Genomic DNA, 15,783 nt, shown 5'->3' with positions numbered 1-15,783 from the left:
CTAGTTCAGGCGGTCGATCCTTTCCATCTCGGCTTTGAATTGCCGCGCAATCTGATTTGCATCGGCAACGACCTTATTCTTATCCATGGTTTGGATCTGCCGGTCACGCATCAGCCAGCGGCCCGCCACCATCGTGTCGGTCACGTCCGATGGCATGGCTGCAAAAACCAGCGTCGAATAGGGATCATACACGGGATGCAGGCGCGGCGCCGCCAGGCTGATGCGGATCAGGTCCGCCTGCTTACCGACTTCGAGCGATCCGGTCTTGAGGTTGAGGCTTAGCGCTCGCGCCCCTTCAATCGTTGCCATCCGAATGACTTCGACGGCCGGAAGCGGCTTGCGCGATCCGGCCAGGAGCTTCGCAAACATCGAGACTGGCGCAAATTGGCTGAAGAGATCGAGCGTATTGCCGCTCATCGCGCCATCGCTGCCGATACCGGCAGGCAATCCCGCATTGCGCATCCTCTCGACCGGCGCAATCCCGCGTCCCGCCTTGCCGTTCGAGCGCGGATTGGTGACGACGCAGACCTGCTCGATCGACATCTGCAGGATATCCGTATCATCAAGCTGTAGACAGTGCGCGCAAATCAGGTTTGGCTTGAGGAGCCCAGATTCCGCGGTCACCGCCACGCTCGACTTGCCATGATTGTCGAGCGCCCATTTCACCTCGAGAGTACTTTCAGCAAGGTGCATCTGCACCGGCACATCGGGATGGGCGGCCGACCATTCGCCCACCCGCGCCATGGTCTTTAGCCCAGTGGAATAGGGCGCATGCGGCGCGATCGACGGCGTCACAAGTGGATGATCTTTGTACCTATCAACTAGTTCTTCGACGCGCGCAAAACCCTCATCGAAATTCTTATGATCCGGCGGATCGAAGTCCGCCAGCGTCTGCCCGACAATGGCCCGCAAGCCCGCCTCGGCGCAGACAGCACCCACTTCGGTTTCGAAGTAATACATATCCGCGACCGTCGTCACGCCGCCCTGGATCATCTCCAGAGCCGACAGCGCCGACCCGGCCCGCACCATTTCCGGCGACACGAATTTGCGTTCGAGCGGCAGGATGTAGCGATAAAGCCGATCGTCGACATCTTCGCCCAAACCGCGGAAAACCGACATCGCCATGTGGCAGTGCGCATTCACCATGCCCGGCATAACGATATCACCGCCGCAATCGACGATCTCGGCGCCCGGCACGTTGGGTGGCGTTCCTGAGCCCAGCGCCTTGATAACCGTCCCTTCGATCTCAACCCAGCCGTTCTCATGAACGGTCAGGTCATCGTCCATGGTGACAACCAAGGCATGGGTCAGAAGGATGGTCATTCCACGGCCAGAATCGTGCACTGATCAGGCACCGGCACGAGCTTCGCTGCCGAACCTGGCTCGAGCGGCCGCGACAGCGGACAATTGGCGACCAACGTCCCAGCCGCCGTTTCGCTCTGATACTGATAGGCGCGGCCGAGATAGGTTCGCAGCCCCAGCGTTGTCGGGATGCCTTCGATGGCAATGTTGTCGGTGACTGAAAGTCCATCGGCACGGCAGGCGAGCACGAACGAATCAGGGATCGCGCCAAAGTGCTCGAGGCCGAGCGTCAGCTTCACGCCACCCGCCGCCTCGGCTGTCACCTGCGCCCCATCGCGCGCCACGACCTTCATCGGGATAAGGTTCTCAAATCCGACAAATCGCGCCACGAAAGCATTGGCCGGACGCTGGTAGAGGTTTTCCGGCGTATCGAGCTGCATGATCTTGCCCGCATGCATGATCGCCACGCGGTCCGAGATCGAAAACGCCTCTTCCTGGTCGTGGGTCACATAGACCGACGTCGTGCCATTGGCGCGCTGCAGCTGGCGAATTTCGACGCGCATATCGACGCGCAGCTTGGCGTCGAGGTTTGAAAGCGGCTCGTCGAACATCAGCAATGGCGGTTCGATGACGAGGGCACGCGCCAGCGCTACGCGCTGCTTCTGCCCACCGGACAATGCACCGGGTAGGCGCTCGGCAAGATGGGCAAGACCGACGCGCTCGAGCATGGCATTGACCCGCTTGGTCTTGTCCGCACCGGAAACGCCGCGCTGCTTGAGGCCAAAACCGACATTGTCGGCGACACTGAGATGCGGGAACAGCGCATAGTTCTGGAACACGAGTCCGATATCGCGCTGATGCGCGGGCAACCGTGTCAGGTCCTTACCGCCAAGCGTGATCGTGCCCGAGGTCGGTTGCAAAAATCCCGCAACAAGGCGAAGCGTCGTGGTCTTGCCGCAGCCGGAAGCGCCGAGAAGCGAGACGAGCTCACCCTCGCCGATATCGAGCGAGAGGTCCTCAAGCACCTTGGTCTGGCCGTAGTGGGCGGTGATATTGCGAATGGACAGTGGCTTGGTCACGGCAGACCTCTATTTGGCAAGGAAGGTGAGGCCCAGCGTGCGCTCGACAATGGCCATCACGGCCACGGTGAGCACCATGAGCATGACCGAAACCGAAGCGACGGTAGGATCGAAAAACTGCTCCATATGCGCAAGGAGCTGGATAGGCAGGGTGGAAATGCCCGGTCCGGTCAGGAAGATCGAGATCGACACATCGTTGACCGAAGTGATGAAGGCCAGAATGAACGCCGCGATGACCCCAGACCGCACATTGGGCAAGAGCACCGTGAAGAAAGTCTTCAGCGGCGGCGAACCTAGGCTGATCGCAGCTTCCTCGATGGAGAAATCGAACGAGGCCAGCGAGGCCGAAATCACCCGGATCACATAGGGCAGGATCAGGATCGTGTGCCCAATGATCAGCGATAGGTAGATCGGCGCATTGAACTGGAAGGCCAGGTTTTTGAGCAGCGAGAAGCCCAGAACCAATTCGGGCACCAGCACCGGCAAAATGAACAGCGTCGACAGCCAGCGCGGCAGTTGGATGCGATAGCGGCTCATCGCATAGGATGCCGGAATGCCGATGATTAGAGCGACGAAGGTCGAAATCACTGCAACTTGCAGACTGGTCAGGATGGTGCGCCGAAACGCGTCGATTTCAAAGATATTCTGAAACCAGCGCAGGCTCAGGCCCTGCGGCGGGAAGGTGAGATAGGTCGTGTCGCTCAGCGCCGAGCCAACGACGATGACCAGCGGCCCCACAAGGAAAATGAAGACGAGGACGGTGAAGCCGATCAGGGCAGGGTGGAGTTTTGTCGGCATCATACAGTCATCGGGTTGAGGCGCCGCGCTGCGGCATTCATGGCGGCCACGATGGCGATGGTTATCACCACCATGATGGCGGCGATGGTCGAGGCGCTGACCCAATCAAAGGTCACCATGGCCTGCTGATACATCAGCGTGCCCATCATCATCACCTGCTCACCGCCCAGCAATTGCGGTGTGGCGTAAGAGGTAAAGCTACCGGTAAAGACAAGCACGGCGCCGACGATCAGGCCCGGCACGGCGAGCGGCAGGATGACCTGGGTGAATGTCGCCCAGGAATTGGCGCCAAGCGAAGCCGACGCCTGGATCAGGTCATCGGGAATGGCTTCGAGCACGCCAACGAGGGTAAGAACCATCAGCGGCACGAAGAGATAGACCATCGCGACGATCACGGAGCCCTGCGTGTAAAGCATCTGCAGCGGCTCGCTGATGATCCCGAGATTGATCAGCGACGAATTGAGAATGCCGTTCTTGCCCAAAATAATCAGCCAGGCGAACGAGCGCACGACCACACCGGTCAGCAGCGGAAACACCGCCGCGACGATCAGGATGGATTTGAGCCAGCCTGGCGCGCGCGACACGACATAGGCGGTGATGAACCCGATCACCAGCGCGATGACGGTGACAATCAGCGACACATTGATTGTGCGCAGTAAAACAGTGCGGCGGAAACCACTGGCAAAGAATGCCTGATAGGTGGCGAGGGGACCGCCGGGCGTACCGAACGTCGTATAAATTGTCGCCGCTACCGGGGCGACCAGCCCGAGCAGCACGAGGAGAGTGGCGGGCGACGCGAGCGTCCAACCTGCTAAGCGTTTCATTGGCCTTGGCCTTTGCTGCGGTGGTCCCTCAACCACCGGCTCATTCCCAAAGAACGGGAATCTCTATTTGGGCGTGCATATGGGATTCCCGACGCGGCGGGAATGAAAGAGTGGGCGTCGGGGCGTTTTGCACACCCTGACACCCCAAAATCTTACATGCCGAAGATTTCGTTCCAGCGATCCACCCAGCCGCCCTTGGCAGCATTGAGCTTGGCGGAGTCGATGCTCTGGAGGCCGGCGATCACGTCCGCGCCATAGGTCCAGAGCGAAGCCTGTTCTGGCGTCAGTTCGACCGACTTCACCACCGGCGCGTCAACGCCCTCCTCGGCCAGCTTCTGCTGGATTTCCGGGGAGAGGATGAAGTTGATGAACTGGTAGGCCAGTTCCGGCTCGGCAGCGCCCTTCGGAATATTGACGGTGTTGAGCGTCGCGATCGAGCCTTCCGAGAGATCGGCCCAGACGACGGACGGCACGGCAGCCTGGATCTGGCCGAGTGTGAAGTCCTGCGCCACGGCAGCGGTCACTTCGCCGGTCGAGAACAGGTTGATCATCTCGGAGCCGGTGTTGTAGTTCTTCACCACGTTCGGCTTCAGTGCTTCAATGCCGGCAAAGGCGCCATCGGCATCGGCGAAGGCATCGACGCCCTGGTGCTCACCGGCCTTGACCACAACCATCGGACCGGCCGTGGTCGTGATGCCCGGCAGCGACAGCGACGAGGCGAGATCTTCGCGCCACAGGTCGTTCCATGAGGTGATCGGCGTCGTTACCTTGGCCGAGTCATAAACGATGCCAACGCGGCCGATCGTATAGGCCGGGCCATAGCCGCCCTGCGGATCCTTGGCGAGGTCGTAAAGACCATCGAGGTTCGTCAGCTTGCTGCGATCGAGCTGCTGGAAAAGACCGAGCTCGATGCCCTGCTGCGAAAAACTGTCGGAGAAATAGGCGACGTCGACGCCGGCACCATTGCGAATCTGCAGCTTGTTGAGGCGCTCGCCATTGTTGCCGGTCTCGAACTGGATTTCGCAGCCGCACTGCTCGCGGAAGGGCGCGAGAACGAATTCTTCGAGCTTTTCGCCATTAAAACCCCACCAGGAAATGGTGAGAGTCTTGCCTTGTGCAAAGGCTGGCGTGGCAAGGCTGGCGGAAGCGAGGCCCAGGAGCAGGGCGGCTTTGATGGTGCGTGACATATCTTGTTCCTTGCCAGGCGGGGCTCCTGGCTTCTGGTGATTGCTGCGCGAGCCTATTTTTGTGGCGCAGCGCGCACAAGTCCAATTTTTAGGCTTGTGTTCACTTCGCACACAACTTTAGTCGGCATCGTCCTTCACGGCTTCCATTGACACATGTGTGCTCGTATGGGCGACATGCGGCAGGGCGGAAATCTTCTCGCCCAATACCTCGCGATAAGCGGCGATATCCTTGGTGCGCACCTTGAGCAGGTAATCGAAGCTAGAGGCGATCATATGCGCCTGCTCAACCTCGGGCAGCGCACGCACAGCCTTGTTGAATGCAGCCAATGCGGCCTTCCGCGTGTCCGAAAGTTTGACTTCCACGAAGGCGACATGCGGCAGACCCAAGCGCTCGGGATCGATGACAGCCCGATACCCCAAAATATACCCTTCGGCTTCCAGGCGCTTGATGCGAGCTTGGCACGGCGTCTTCGACAGATTGACCCTTCGACTGAGCTCTGCAACGCTCAGGCGTCCATCGCGCGCCAGCTCATCGAGTATTCGGCGGTCAATCTGGTCCAAAGTTTCGAGAATAACCGTCTTCATGGTTCATTCGCCTGTCCAACGCTCACGAATTATCATGGCAGTCACGAGGCGGCCAGAAAAATAGGCGAAACGCCTTTCGCGGTTCTGGCATTTTGAGGCAACGCTTTTGAGTGCACCTCCATGACCGATACCACTGCCTTTCGCGATGCCATGCGCGCCCGCATCTATGCGGATGAAAACACCCTCGTCCCTCAACTGATTGAAGCCACCGGCCTCGACGATGCCACGCGCAAAACGATCTCAGCGCATGCCGAAAAGCTGGTGACATCGGTGCGCTCGGGCAACAAGCTCGGCCTCATGGAAAGTTTCCTCGCCGAATATGGCCTCGCGACCGACGAAGGCGTGGCGCTGATGTCACTCGCCGAAGCACTGCTGCGCGTGCCCGACGCCGAAACCGTCGATGCGCTGATCCACGACAAGGTCGGCGGCTCCGATTGGGCCAGCCATTTCGGCGGCTCGTCCAGCACGTTGGTCAATTTCTCGTCCTGGGCCCTCAACCTCACCGCAGACGTGCTCGGTGATCCAGAAGTCGGCCCCAAGAACGCCCTCCATCGTGCCATCGCCCGTCTTGGCGAGCCGGTCATCCGCACCGCCGTCGGTCAGGCCATGCGCCTCCTCGGTAGTCAGTTCGTCTTCGGCCGCACCATCGATGAAGCCGTCACCAATGCGAAAAAGCCCGAAGCCCTCGGCTATCGCTACTCCTATGACATGCTCGGCGAAGCCGCTCGCACCTTGGAAGATGCCCAGCGCTATTTCAAGGCTTATGCCGATGCGATCGCGACGCTCGCCCCGCATTGCACGTCTCCCGCCGTGCGCGACAATCCCGGCATTTCCGTAAAACTCTCGGCCCTGCACCCGCGCTACGAATATGCCCAGCGCGACCGCGTGCTGACCGAGCTGGTCGATGCCACCCGCAAGCTGGCTCTCGCAGCCCGGCAAGCCAATATGGGCTTCAACATCGACGCCGAAGAAGCCGACCGGCTCGATCTCTCGATGGAAATCATCGAAGCCGTGCTGGCCACACCCGAGCTCGCTGGCTGGGAAGGCTTTGGCGTCGTCGTCCAGGCCTATGGCAAGCGCGTGCTGCCGTTGATCGACTGGCTTGAAGCAACGGCAGAAAAGTACGATCGCAAGATCATGGTGCGTCTGGTGAAGGGCGCCTATTGGGACGCCGAGATCAAGCGTGCGCAGGTCCTCGGTCTGCCGGGCTTCCCGGTTTACACCCGCAAGGCCATCACCGACGTCAGCTATATCGCTGCCGCGCGAAAACTGTTCTCCAAGAAGCGTATCTATCCCCAGTTCGCCTCGCACAATGCCCACACCGCAGCAGCGGTGTTGAATCTCGCCGCCGAGGCGGGGCGCATGAACGACACCTTCGAATTCCAGCGCCTCCATGGCATGGGTGAGCGCCTCCACGAAGTGCTGCGCACCAATCACGGCACCCGCACGCGCATCTATGCACCGGTCGGTCCGCACAAGGACCTCCTCGCCTATCTCGTGCGCCGCCTTCTCGAAAATGGCGCCAACGGTTCCTTCGTCTATCAGATCGCCGACGAAGACATCCCGGCTGCCAAGGTCGCAGAAGACCCGATCGCCAAGCTCCTCGCCCTCGACACCTTTGCCAATCCCAACATCCCGCTGCCCGACGCCATCTTCGGCGCGCGCCGCAATTCGGCCGGTCTCGACCTGACCGATCCCGTCGCCCTCGGCGAAGTGCATGCTACCCGCGAAGCTTTCCGCCAGACAAAGTGGCTCGCCACGCCTCTGCCGCTCGCCGACGCTGCCAACGAAACGACCCTTGTTGTCAATCCGGCTGACCCCACTGACATTGTCGGCCAGGTCATCTCAGCGTCCACGGCAGGCGTCACTGCGGCGATCTCGGCGGCCGTTGCCAGCACTTGGCCCCAGACCGCAGTCGGTACCCGCGCTGAACTTCTGCGCAAGACCGCCGACCTCTACGAGGCCAACCGCGCCGAACTCTTCGCACTCCTCGCCCGCGAAGCCGGAAAGTCCTCGGCAGACGCGGTGGCCGAAGTCCGCGAAGCGGTCGACTTCCTCCGCTATTACGCAGCCGAGGCAGAAGCCAAGCCGCTTGGCGCCGCCCGCGGTCCTTTCATTGCCATCTCGCCGTGGAATTTCCCGCTGGCAATCTTCTCCGGCCAGATCGCCGCGGCACTCGTAGCCGGCAATCCTGTCGTGGCCAAACCCGCGCCACAGACCCCACTCATCGCCTTCCGCGCCGTGCAACTCATGCACGAAGCCGGCATCCCAACCGACGCCATTCAGCTCATGCCCGGCGGCCCCGATGTCGGCACCGCGCTGACCTCAGATCCTCGCATCGCCGGCGTCGCCTTCACGGGCTCCTTGCCGACCGCCCATCGCATCGACCGCGCAATGGCCGACCATATCGACGCCAAGGCGCCCCTGATCGCCGAAACTGGCGGCCTCAACGCCATGATCGTCGATTCGACGGCGCTTCCCGAGCAGGCCGTTCGCGATATCCTTGCTTCGGCTTTCCAGTCCGCCGGCCAGCGCTGCTCCGCGCTCCGCATCCTCTATGTTCAGGAAGACGCCGCCGAACGCACGATCGACATGCTCAAGGGCGCGATGGAAGAGTTGACCATCGGCAATCCATGGGATCTCGCCACCGATATCGGCCCGATCATCGATGAACCGGCGCGCAAGAAAATCCAGTCTTACGTGGATCAGCATGCCGCCAAGGTCATCCACGCCATGAAGGCGCCCGCCACCGGCACCTTCGTCGCACCCACCGTCATCCGCGTCGGCGGCATCGAGGACATTCCCGAAGAAATTTTTGGGCCCGTCCTCCACGTCGCAACCTTCAAGGCTGAAGAGATCGACCGCGTCATCGATGCCATCAATGCCTCCGGCTATGGCCTCACCTTCGGTATGCAAACCCGCATTTCGAGCCGCGTGAAAAAGGTCTCGGCCGCGGTCCACGCCGGCAATATCTACATCAACCGCAATCAGATCGGTGCGGTGGTCGGCTCGCAGCCGTTCGGCGGTGAGGGCCTTTCCGGCACTGGCCCCAAGGCAGGCGGCCCGAACTATCTTCCGCGCTTTACCAAGAGCCATGCGCCCCTTCAGGCCAGCGCCGAAACCCTGCCGGGCCCCACCGGCGAGAGCAACGTCCTCCACGTCCTGCCGCGCGGCACACTCCTTTGCCTCGGCCCCAACGAAGCCGATATCGCGGCGCAAAAGGTCATGGCCGATCAAGCCCGTTGCATCCCGATGGTCACCGCGCTTGACAATTTCCAACTGGCCAACGCGACCAATTTCGACGCCATAGCCTGGTTCGGCGACGATGCCACCCTGGCACGGATCCGCAAGACCCTGGCGGGGCGCGATGGCGCTATCTTGCCCCTGCTGACCAGCACCGACGACGTCGGCCGCCTCCAGCACGAGCGCCACGTCTGCATCGACACCACCGCAGCCGGCGGCAATGCCACGCTGATCGCAACGGCGAGCTAATGCAAAGAGGCCCGCGAAATCATCGCGGGCCTCTTGAGTCTCTACGTGAACTTCAAGCTCAGCGAGCAGCTACTGCCGCGGCGAGCTTCGCCGGGACCGACAACACTGTCTTGATCTCTGCCACGCGCTCTGGCGTATAAAAATCCGTCTCGTGCAACATGTTGACGGTGCCGACCAATTCGCCGCCGACGATCACCGGCATATTCACCACCGACTGGCAGCCGAGTGAGTTGATCAGTTCATAGTCCGGAAACACCTTGGCGATGTCTTCGATGGTGTTGGCGACGAAATAGGCGTGCTGCTTGTGCACGATGTCGAACCAGGCGTCGTAGTGGATCGGCTTGGTGCCCGAAGTCGGATAGCTGGTCGCATCGCTCGTGTAGGCGCGACGCGCCAGCTCATTGGCCATATCGACGGTCATATAGGTGAAAAGCTTTACGCCCACGGTCGCTTCGGTCAGCGTCTGCAGCGCGGCAAACGCCGCTTCGACACCCTTGGCCTCGGCAATGGCCGCATCGAATGCGGCGAGGGCAGCGGAATGGTCAGTCATTGAATAGTCCTTAGCATGAAATATCAGGCGGCCGTCGCGGCGAGCAGTTCGCGCGAATAGGGCTCCTTGAGGTCGCCTTGCTTGAGCTGGGCGACGTCGGCAATTTCGACGATCCGGCCGTGACGCATCACGGCGAGGCGATCGCAGAGAAAGCTGACGACGGGAAGGTTATGAGTCACCATGAGGAAAGTGAGGTTTTGCTCCCGGCGGAGGCGCTTGAGGAGGTTCAGGATTTCTGCCTGTACAGAAACGTCGAGCGCCGAAGTCGGCTCATCGAGCAGCAGCACCTTGGGCTCAAGCATCAACGCGCGGGCTATAGCCACGCGCTGGCGCTGGCCGCCCGAAAGCTGATGCGGGAAACGGAAGCGAAAACGCTGGTCGAGACCCACCTGCTTGAGCACCGCTTCGACCCGCTCGCCGCGATTGCCGATGCCGTGAATGGCGAGCGGCTCGGAGAGGGCAGAGTCGATGGTCTTGCGTGGATGGAGCGACCCATAGGGGTCCTGGAACACCATCTGCACCTGGCGCGACACATTGCGATCGACGCGATGATTGCGTGGCTGGCCCAACACCGAAATTTCTCCGGTCCATTCCGGCGCGAGCCCGGCAATGGCGCGGAGGATGGTCGATTTGCCCGAGCCGCTTTCGCCGACAAGCGCGAAGCTTTCGCCGGTTGCGACGTCAAGGTTCACCTGGTGGACGACCTTGGTGTCGCCATAGGAAATGTCGAGGTTTTTAAAGTTAAGTGCGCTCATGTGCCCGCCCATAGTGTCCGGTCGAGCACCGGGAGTTCGTCGCGTGTTTCGTCGATCACCGGCATGGCGGCGAGGAGCCCGCGGGTATAGGGGTGCTCAGCCTGATCGAGCTGGCCGGCCGCGCATTCTTCGACCACCTGGCCCGAATTCATCACCAGAATGCGGTCGCAATAGCGGCTCACCAGCGCCAGATCGTGGCTGATCAGGATCAGGCCCATGCCCTTGCGCGTGACGAGATCATCGATGATGTCGAGCACCTGCGCTTGCACCGAAACGTCGAGCGCCGAAGTCGGCTCGTCGGCGATGAGCAGTTCCGGCTCAGGGATCAACATCATGGCGATCATGATGCGCTGGCCCATGCCGCCTGAAACTTCATGCGGATAGAGTTTAGCTACGCGCTCGGGATCGTTGATGCGCACGGCGACGAGCATATCGAGAATGCGCTGCTGCACTTCCTTGCGGCCGAGCTTCTGGTGCGTCACCAGCGCTTCAGCGATCTGCTCGCCCACGGTCATCACCGGATTGAGCGAGAACTTTGGGTCCTGCATGACCATGGAAATGCGCGCGCCGCGAATGGCGCGCATCTGCTTTTCGTTTTGGTCGAGAATATCGATCCCTTCAAAACGCAGCTTGTCGGCGGTCACTTCACCCGGCTTGCGGATGAGTTTAAGGATCGAGCGGCCAGTCATAGACTTGCCCGACCCGCTCTCGCCCACGATGCCTAGACGCTCGCGGCCAAGGGTGAAGGACAGTCCCTTCACGACCTCGACGCGGCCGGAATGGATCGGGAAGCTGACGCGGAGATTTTCGACTTCGAGTAGCGTGCTCATGACTTGCCCTCGCTCTTTGGGTCGAGCACATCCCTCAGCCCATCGCCAAGAAAACAAAAACCGAGCGAGACGATGATGATGGCAAAGCCCGGCATGGTCGCGACCCACCACTGATCGAGAATGAAGGTGCGGCCACGCGAAATCATTGCGCCCCATTCAGGGAGCGGCGGCTGCGCGCCAAGGCCGATAAAGCCAAGGCCCGCCGCAGTCAGGATCACGCCGGCCATGTCGAGCGTCACGCGCACGATCATCGACGAGGTGCAAAGCGGCAGGATGTGTTGCACGATGACGCGGATAGGTCCGCCGCCGGCAAGCTGGACGGCCGAGATATATTCGGCATTGCGGATGGTCAGCGTCTCGGCGCGAGCGATACGCGCATAGGCCGGCCACGAGGTGATAGCGATGGCGATGATGGCATTGTTGATGCCCGGCCCGAGCGCCGCGACGAAAGCCAGCGCCAGGATCAGTTTTGGCAGCGACAGGAAGATGTCGGTAAAGCCCATCAGGATCTTGTCGACCCAGCCACCAAAGTAGCCGGCAATGGCGCCGATCAGCAGCCCCAGCGGCGCCGAGATCAGTGCAACCAGCAAGACAATGGTGAGGGTAATCTGCGAACCCCAGACGACGCGCGAAAAGATATCACGGCCGAGTTCATCCGTGCCCATCCAGTTGACGCCGGACGGCGGCAGGAGGCGCTGGCTGAGGTTTTGTCCGGTTGGCGAAAATGGAGCAATCCACGGGGCAAACAGAGCCGTCAGCAGGAGGACGAGGATGATCACCCCGCCCAGCACCGAAAGCGGATTGCGGAGGAGGGCAGTGAAGACTCGATAAGTCCGGCCGGCATTGGCCTGCCATCGCGAGGTGGGAGAATCGGCGAGAAGCCAGTCACGCGTCGTCATTAGCGAGCCCTCGGATCGAGGACGCGGTATAGCACGTCCGAAACTTTATTGATGACGATGAAGACGGCGCCGATGACGAGCGTCGAGCCGAGCACCGCGTTCATGTCGGCATTGAGCAGGGCCGTCGTGAGATAGTTGCCGATGCCGGGCCAGGAGAACACGGTCTCGATCATCACCGAGCCCTCGAGCAGCCCGGCATAGGAGAGGCCAATGACGGTGATCAGTGGAACGCGGATCGGGTTGAAAGCGTGGCGCCATATGACGATCCGCTCCGGCACGCCCTTGACGCGCGCCGTGGTGACAAATTCCTGGCTCAACTGGTCGAGCATGAAACTGCGCGTCATCCGGGCGATATAGGCGAGGCTGAAAAAGCCCAGCACGGACGCCGGCAGAATGATGTGCCAGAGCGCATTCATGAAGATCTCGAACTCGCCCTGGATAAGGCTGTCGATCAGGATCATGCCGGTGATCGGCGTCACGAGGCCATCGAAGAAAATATCGAGACGGCCGGGGCCACCCACCCAGCGTAGGCGTGCGTAGAAGAGGGCAAGGCCTACGAGCCCGAGCCAGAAGGCGGGCACAGAATAGCCTAGCAGCCCTACCACACGAATGGCCTGATCAAGCCATGAGCCCTGCCGCGCAGCTGCGGTGACACCGAGCGGCACGCCGAGCGCGACCCCAATCAAAATGCCGAGCGTCGCCATTTCAAAGGTGGCTGGAAAGAACCGGCTGAGATCATCCGCAACTGCCCGGCCCGTCGAAACCGAGCGACCAAGATCGCCGGAAAAGACGTTCACCACATAGGTGAAAAACTGCTCATAAAGCGGCCGATCGAGGCCCATGGCGATCTTGGCGGCATCATATTGCGCCTGCGTTGCCCGGTCGCCAACCACTGCGAGCACCGGATCGATCGGGATCACCCGGCCGATGAAGAAGGTGATGGCGAGCAGCCCCAAAAAGGTGAGGAAAAGCGTAACGAGAAAGCCGCCAATGGCCAGCGCGCGTCGCTTTGTACGCTTGCTGGTAAAATTTCGAGGCGCGGGCGAGGGTAACGCCGACTGGTCAGTTGTCATGCGAAATCCTCTCGCAATAACAAGGTTTTATTGCCGCAGGCTGACTCTCCTGCAGATTGCAAAACCTTCACATTTCACTTCCACCATACAAGAAACTTTGCTTATATCAAAAAAATTTTGGTGGGACGCATGGCGCAAAACGCTTTGGCAAAAGAGGATGAGGGGCACCCGAAAGTGGGTGCGCTCATTCGTGCCCGTCGCCGCCAGCAGCAAATGACGCTGATGGATCTTGGCGCCGCCGCCGAAGTTTCGGTCGGTTATCTCAGTCAGGTCGAGCGCGATCATGCCACGCCCTCGCTCGGCACGCTCGCCCAGATTTCGCGGGCGCTCGGTGTTTCCATCGACTACTTTGTCGCAACTCCGGCGCCGCACAATGCGCTGACGCGGGCAGGGGAGCGCAATCGCTTCTCAATCGATGGCTCTTCCATCGTCTATGAGCGCCTTGGCGCCGAATTTCCCGGCAATCAATTGTCCAGCTTCGTCATGAGCGTGCCGCCGGGCTATCGGTCTGAAACCGTCGCCCACGAGGGGGAAGAAATCCTCTACGTGCTAGAAGGCGCGATCACCCAGCGCCTCGATGGCGAGGAAATGGTGATGAATGCGGGCGACAGCCTCCATTTCCGTGGCAACCGGCCCCATTCTTGGTCCAATCACACCGATCGGCCGGCGAAGCTCTTATGGACCGGCACGCTCGCCCTTTTCCGCTCCACCGCACGCCCCGCGCGCCAGGTCGCAGCGAAATCCAAAACCGGCGCCAACAAGCCGGTCCGCAAAAAAGTCATTCCAAAGGAGAAACGCACATGAAGATTTTCCGCGCCGCCCTGTTGGCGACTGCGCTCAGCCTGCCGCTGGCAGCTGGCGCCGTCTATGCCGCCACCCCGGCCGATGCCCTCGTCATCGCCCAGAACATCGACGATATCGTCGCGCTCGACCCCGCCCAGGCCTATGAATTCTCGGCCGGCGAGATCAACACCAATGTCTATGACCGCCTCGTCCAGTACGAAGCCGAAGACACCTCCACGCTCGTCGGCGGCATTGCCGAAAGCTGGGAAGCTGACGACGCCAACAAGTCGATCACCTTCACCATCCGCGACGCAAAGTTTGCCTCGGGCAATCCGGTCCGCGCCGAAGACGTGCTCTATTCCTTCAAGCGCGTCGTCACGCTCAACCTGACGCCCGCTTTCATCCTGACCCAGCTCGGCTGGACCGTCGACAATATCGACGACATGGTCACCGTTGACGGCAACACCGTCACCGTGAAGTGGGATGGCGATTTCGCCTCCGCCTTCGTGCTCAACGTCCTTGCTGCCCGCCCGGCCTCGATCGTCGACGAAGCTCTAGTCTCCCAGCATGTCGAAGGCGAAGACTGGGGCAATGCCTGGCTCAACACCAACTCGGCTGGTTCTGGTCCGTTCGTGATGACCGACTACCGCCCGGCTGAACTCGTGCGTCTCACGGCCAACGAGAACTACTTCCGTGGCGTCCCCGCTATGAAGCAGATCCTCATCCGTCACGTCGCCGAAGCTGCCACCCAGCAGCTTCTGCTGACCTCGGGCGACGTCGATATCGCCAAGAACCTGACCCCGGACCAGATCTCGGGTCTCGGCGAGAACGTCAAGGTCGAGACCTATCCGCAGGCCGCCGTCCACTTCCTGTCGTTCAACCAGAAGACCGACTCGCTGACCAATCCGGCCATCTGGGAAGCCGCGCGTTACCTCGTCGACTATGACGGGATGACCGAGACTTTCCTCAAGGGCCAGATGGAAAAGCACCAGGCTTTCTGGCCCAAGGGTTTCCCGGGTTCCTATGACGAAACTCCGTTCACCTACGACGTCGAAAAGGCCAAGCAAATCCTGGCTGACGCTGGTGTCGAAACTCCGATCAACGTCACCCTCGACGTGATCAATTCGACCCCGTTCACCGACATTGCCCAGTCGCTGCAGGCTGGTTTCTCGGAGGCTGGCATCAACTTCGAAATCCTGCCCGGCACCGGCGCTCAGGTGATCACGAAGTATCGTGAGCGTACCCACCAGGCCATGCTGCTCTATTGGGGCCCGGACTTCATGGACCCCCATTCGAACGCCAAGGCTTTCGCCTATAATTCGAACAATGCGGACGACAACTACACTGCAACCACGACCTGGCGTAACGCCTGGGCCGTGCCCCAGGAAATGAACGACGAGGTCAATGCTGCTCTCGCCGAGCCCGATCAGGCCAAGCGCAACGAGCTCTATGTCGATCTGCAGAAGAAGGTTCAGGCCGAAAGCCCGATCGTCATCATGTTCCAGGCCGCCCTCACGATTGCCATGGCGAACAATGTGGAAGGCTATGTCAACGGCGCGACCTCGGACTTCGTCTACTATCGCCTCGTGACCAAGAACTAATCCGAACGGCGTCGCGGAGCCCAAA

General features: G+C 60.8%; 14 protein-coding genes. 3 read left to right on the top strand and 11 right to left on the bottom strand.

All coding sequences use genetic code 11. The annotated features are described in order from the left end of the window. From DevBK_RS08070 to DevBK_RS08045, 6 genes are all read right to left on the bottom strand, one after another. On the bottom strand, positions 1 to 1,323 hold the full coding sequence (locus DevBK_RS08070; protein WP_317185069.1) for an amidohydrolase: 1,323 nt from the start codon (positions 1,321 to 1,323) through the stop codon (positions 1 to 3). Further along, a complete protein-coding gene (locus DevBK_RS08065; RefSeq protein ID WP_317185068.1) occupies positions 1,320 to 2,381 on the bottom strand; it encodes an ABC transporter ATP-binding protein in 1,062 nt (353 codons plus the stop codon). The genes DevBK_RS08070 and DevBK_RS08065 overlap by 4 nt, the downstream gene beginning before the upstream one ends. 9 nt (positions 2,382 to 2,390) lie before the next feature. Further along, the gene (locus DevBK_RS08060; RefSeq protein ID WP_061907079.1) at positions 2,391 to 3,182 is read right to left on the bottom strand and encodes an ABC transporter permease; all 792 of its coding nucleotides are present in this window, start codon (positions 3,180 to 3,182) and stop codon (positions 2,391 to 2,393) included. Continuing rightward, on the bottom strand, positions 3,179 to 4,003 hold the full coding sequence (locus tag DevBK_RS08055; protein ID WP_061907078.1) for an ABC transporter permease: 825 nt from the start codon (positions 4,001 to 4,003) through the stop codon (positions 3,179 to 3,181). The genes DevBK_RS08060 and DevBK_RS08055 overlap by 4 nt, the downstream gene beginning before the upstream one ends. Before the next feature lie 152 nt (positions 4,004 to 4,155). Continuing rightward, entirely contained in the window at positions 4,156 to 5,190 is a 1,035-nt protein-coding gene (locus DevBK_RS08050) for a PotD/PotF family extracellular solute-binding protein (RefSeq protein ID WP_046141457.1), read from the bottom strand. A gap of 117 nt (positions 5,191 to 5,307) precedes the next feature. After that, the gene (locus DevBK_RS08045; RefSeq protein ID WP_317185067.1) at positions 5,308 to 5,775 is read right to left on the bottom strand and encodes an Lrp/AsnC family transcriptional regulator; all 468 of its coding nucleotides are present in this window, start codon (positions 5,773 to 5,775) and stop codon (positions 5,308 to 5,310) included. 120 nt (positions 5,776 to 5,895) lie between these two features. Here DevBK_RS08045 and putA point away from each other — a divergent pair, with 120 nt between their 5' ends. After that, positions 5,896 to 9,267, top strand: coding sequence for a bifunctional proline dehydrogenase/L-glutamate gamma-semialdehyde dehydrogenase PutA (gene putA, locus DevBK_RS08040; protein ID WP_317185066.1), 3,372 nt, complete (start codon positions 5,896 to 5,898; stop codon positions 9,265 to 9,267). Between the two features lie 58 nt (positions 9,268 to 9,325). Here putA and DevBK_RS08035 read toward each other — a convergent pair whose 3' ends face one another. The 5 genes from DevBK_RS08035 to DevBK_RS08015 are packed head-to-tail and all read right to left on the bottom strand — an operon-like array spanning position 9,326 to position 13,374. Then, complete coding sequence (locus DevBK_RS08035; RefSeq protein WP_317185065.1) at positions 9,326 to 9,817, bottom strand: GAF domain-containing protein; 492 nt, start codon at positions 9,815 to 9,817, stop codon at positions 9,326 to 9,328. 23 nt (positions 9,818 to 9,840) lie between these two features. After that, positions 9,841 to 10,572: an ABC transporter ATP-binding protein gene (locus DevBK_RS08030; protein ID WP_317185064.1), complete on the bottom strand. Its 732-nt coding sequence runs from the start codon at positions 10,570 to 10,572 to the stop codon at positions 9,841 to 9,843. Continuing rightward, positions 10,569 to 11,402, bottom strand: a complete 834-nt coding sequence (locus DevBK_RS08025) for an ABC transporter ATP-binding protein (protein WP_317185063.1) — start codon at positions 11,400 to 11,402, stop codon at positions 10,569 to 10,571. The genes DevBK_RS08030 and DevBK_RS08025 overlap by 4 nt, the downstream gene beginning before the upstream one ends. Next, positions 11,399 to 12,301 carry an ABC transporter permease gene (locus tag DevBK_RS08020; RefSeq protein ID WP_317185062.1) on the bottom strand — a complete coding sequence of 301 codons (903 nt, stop codon included), beginning with the start codon at positions 12,299 to 12,301 and terminating at the stop codon, positions 11,399 to 11,401. Before DevBK_RS08020 ends, DevBK_RS08025 begins: the two co-directional genes overlap by 4 nt. Continuing rightward, positions 12,301 to 13,374, bottom strand: coding sequence for an ABC transporter permease (locus DevBK_RS08015; RefSeq protein WP_317185061.1), 1,074 nt, complete (start codon positions 13,372 to 13,374; stop codon positions 12,301 to 12,303). Before DevBK_RS08015 ends, DevBK_RS08020 begins: the two co-directional genes overlap by 1 nt. Positions 13,375 to 13,503: 129 nt before the next feature. On the opposite strand from DevBK_RS08015, the gene DevBK_RS08010 reads away from it, so the two are divergent. Then, on the top strand, positions 13,504 to 14,178 hold the full coding sequence (locus DevBK_RS08010) for an XRE family transcriptional regulator (RefSeq protein ID WP_317185060.1): 675 nt from the start codon (positions 13,504 to 13,506) through the stop codon (positions 14,176 to 14,178). Then, the gene (locus DevBK_RS08005) at positions 14,175 to 15,758 is read left to right on the top strand and encodes an ABC transporter substrate-binding protein (protein ID WP_061907069.1); all 1,584 of its coding nucleotides are present in this window, start codon (positions 14,175 to 14,177) and stop codon (positions 15,756 to 15,758) included. The genes DevBK_RS08010 and DevBK_RS08005 overlap by 4 nt, the downstream gene beginning before the upstream one ends. Positions 15,759 to 15,783: the final 25 nt, after the last annotated feature.

The sequence above is a fragment of the Devosia sp. BK genome (genome assembly GCF_032907385.1).
Lineage (GTDB): Bacteria > Pseudomonadota > Alphaproteobacteria > Rhizobiales > Devosiaceae > Devosia.
The sequence above is the reverse complement of the archived record's forward strand: the minus strand, read 5'-3'. Positions and strand labels throughout refer to the sequence as shown.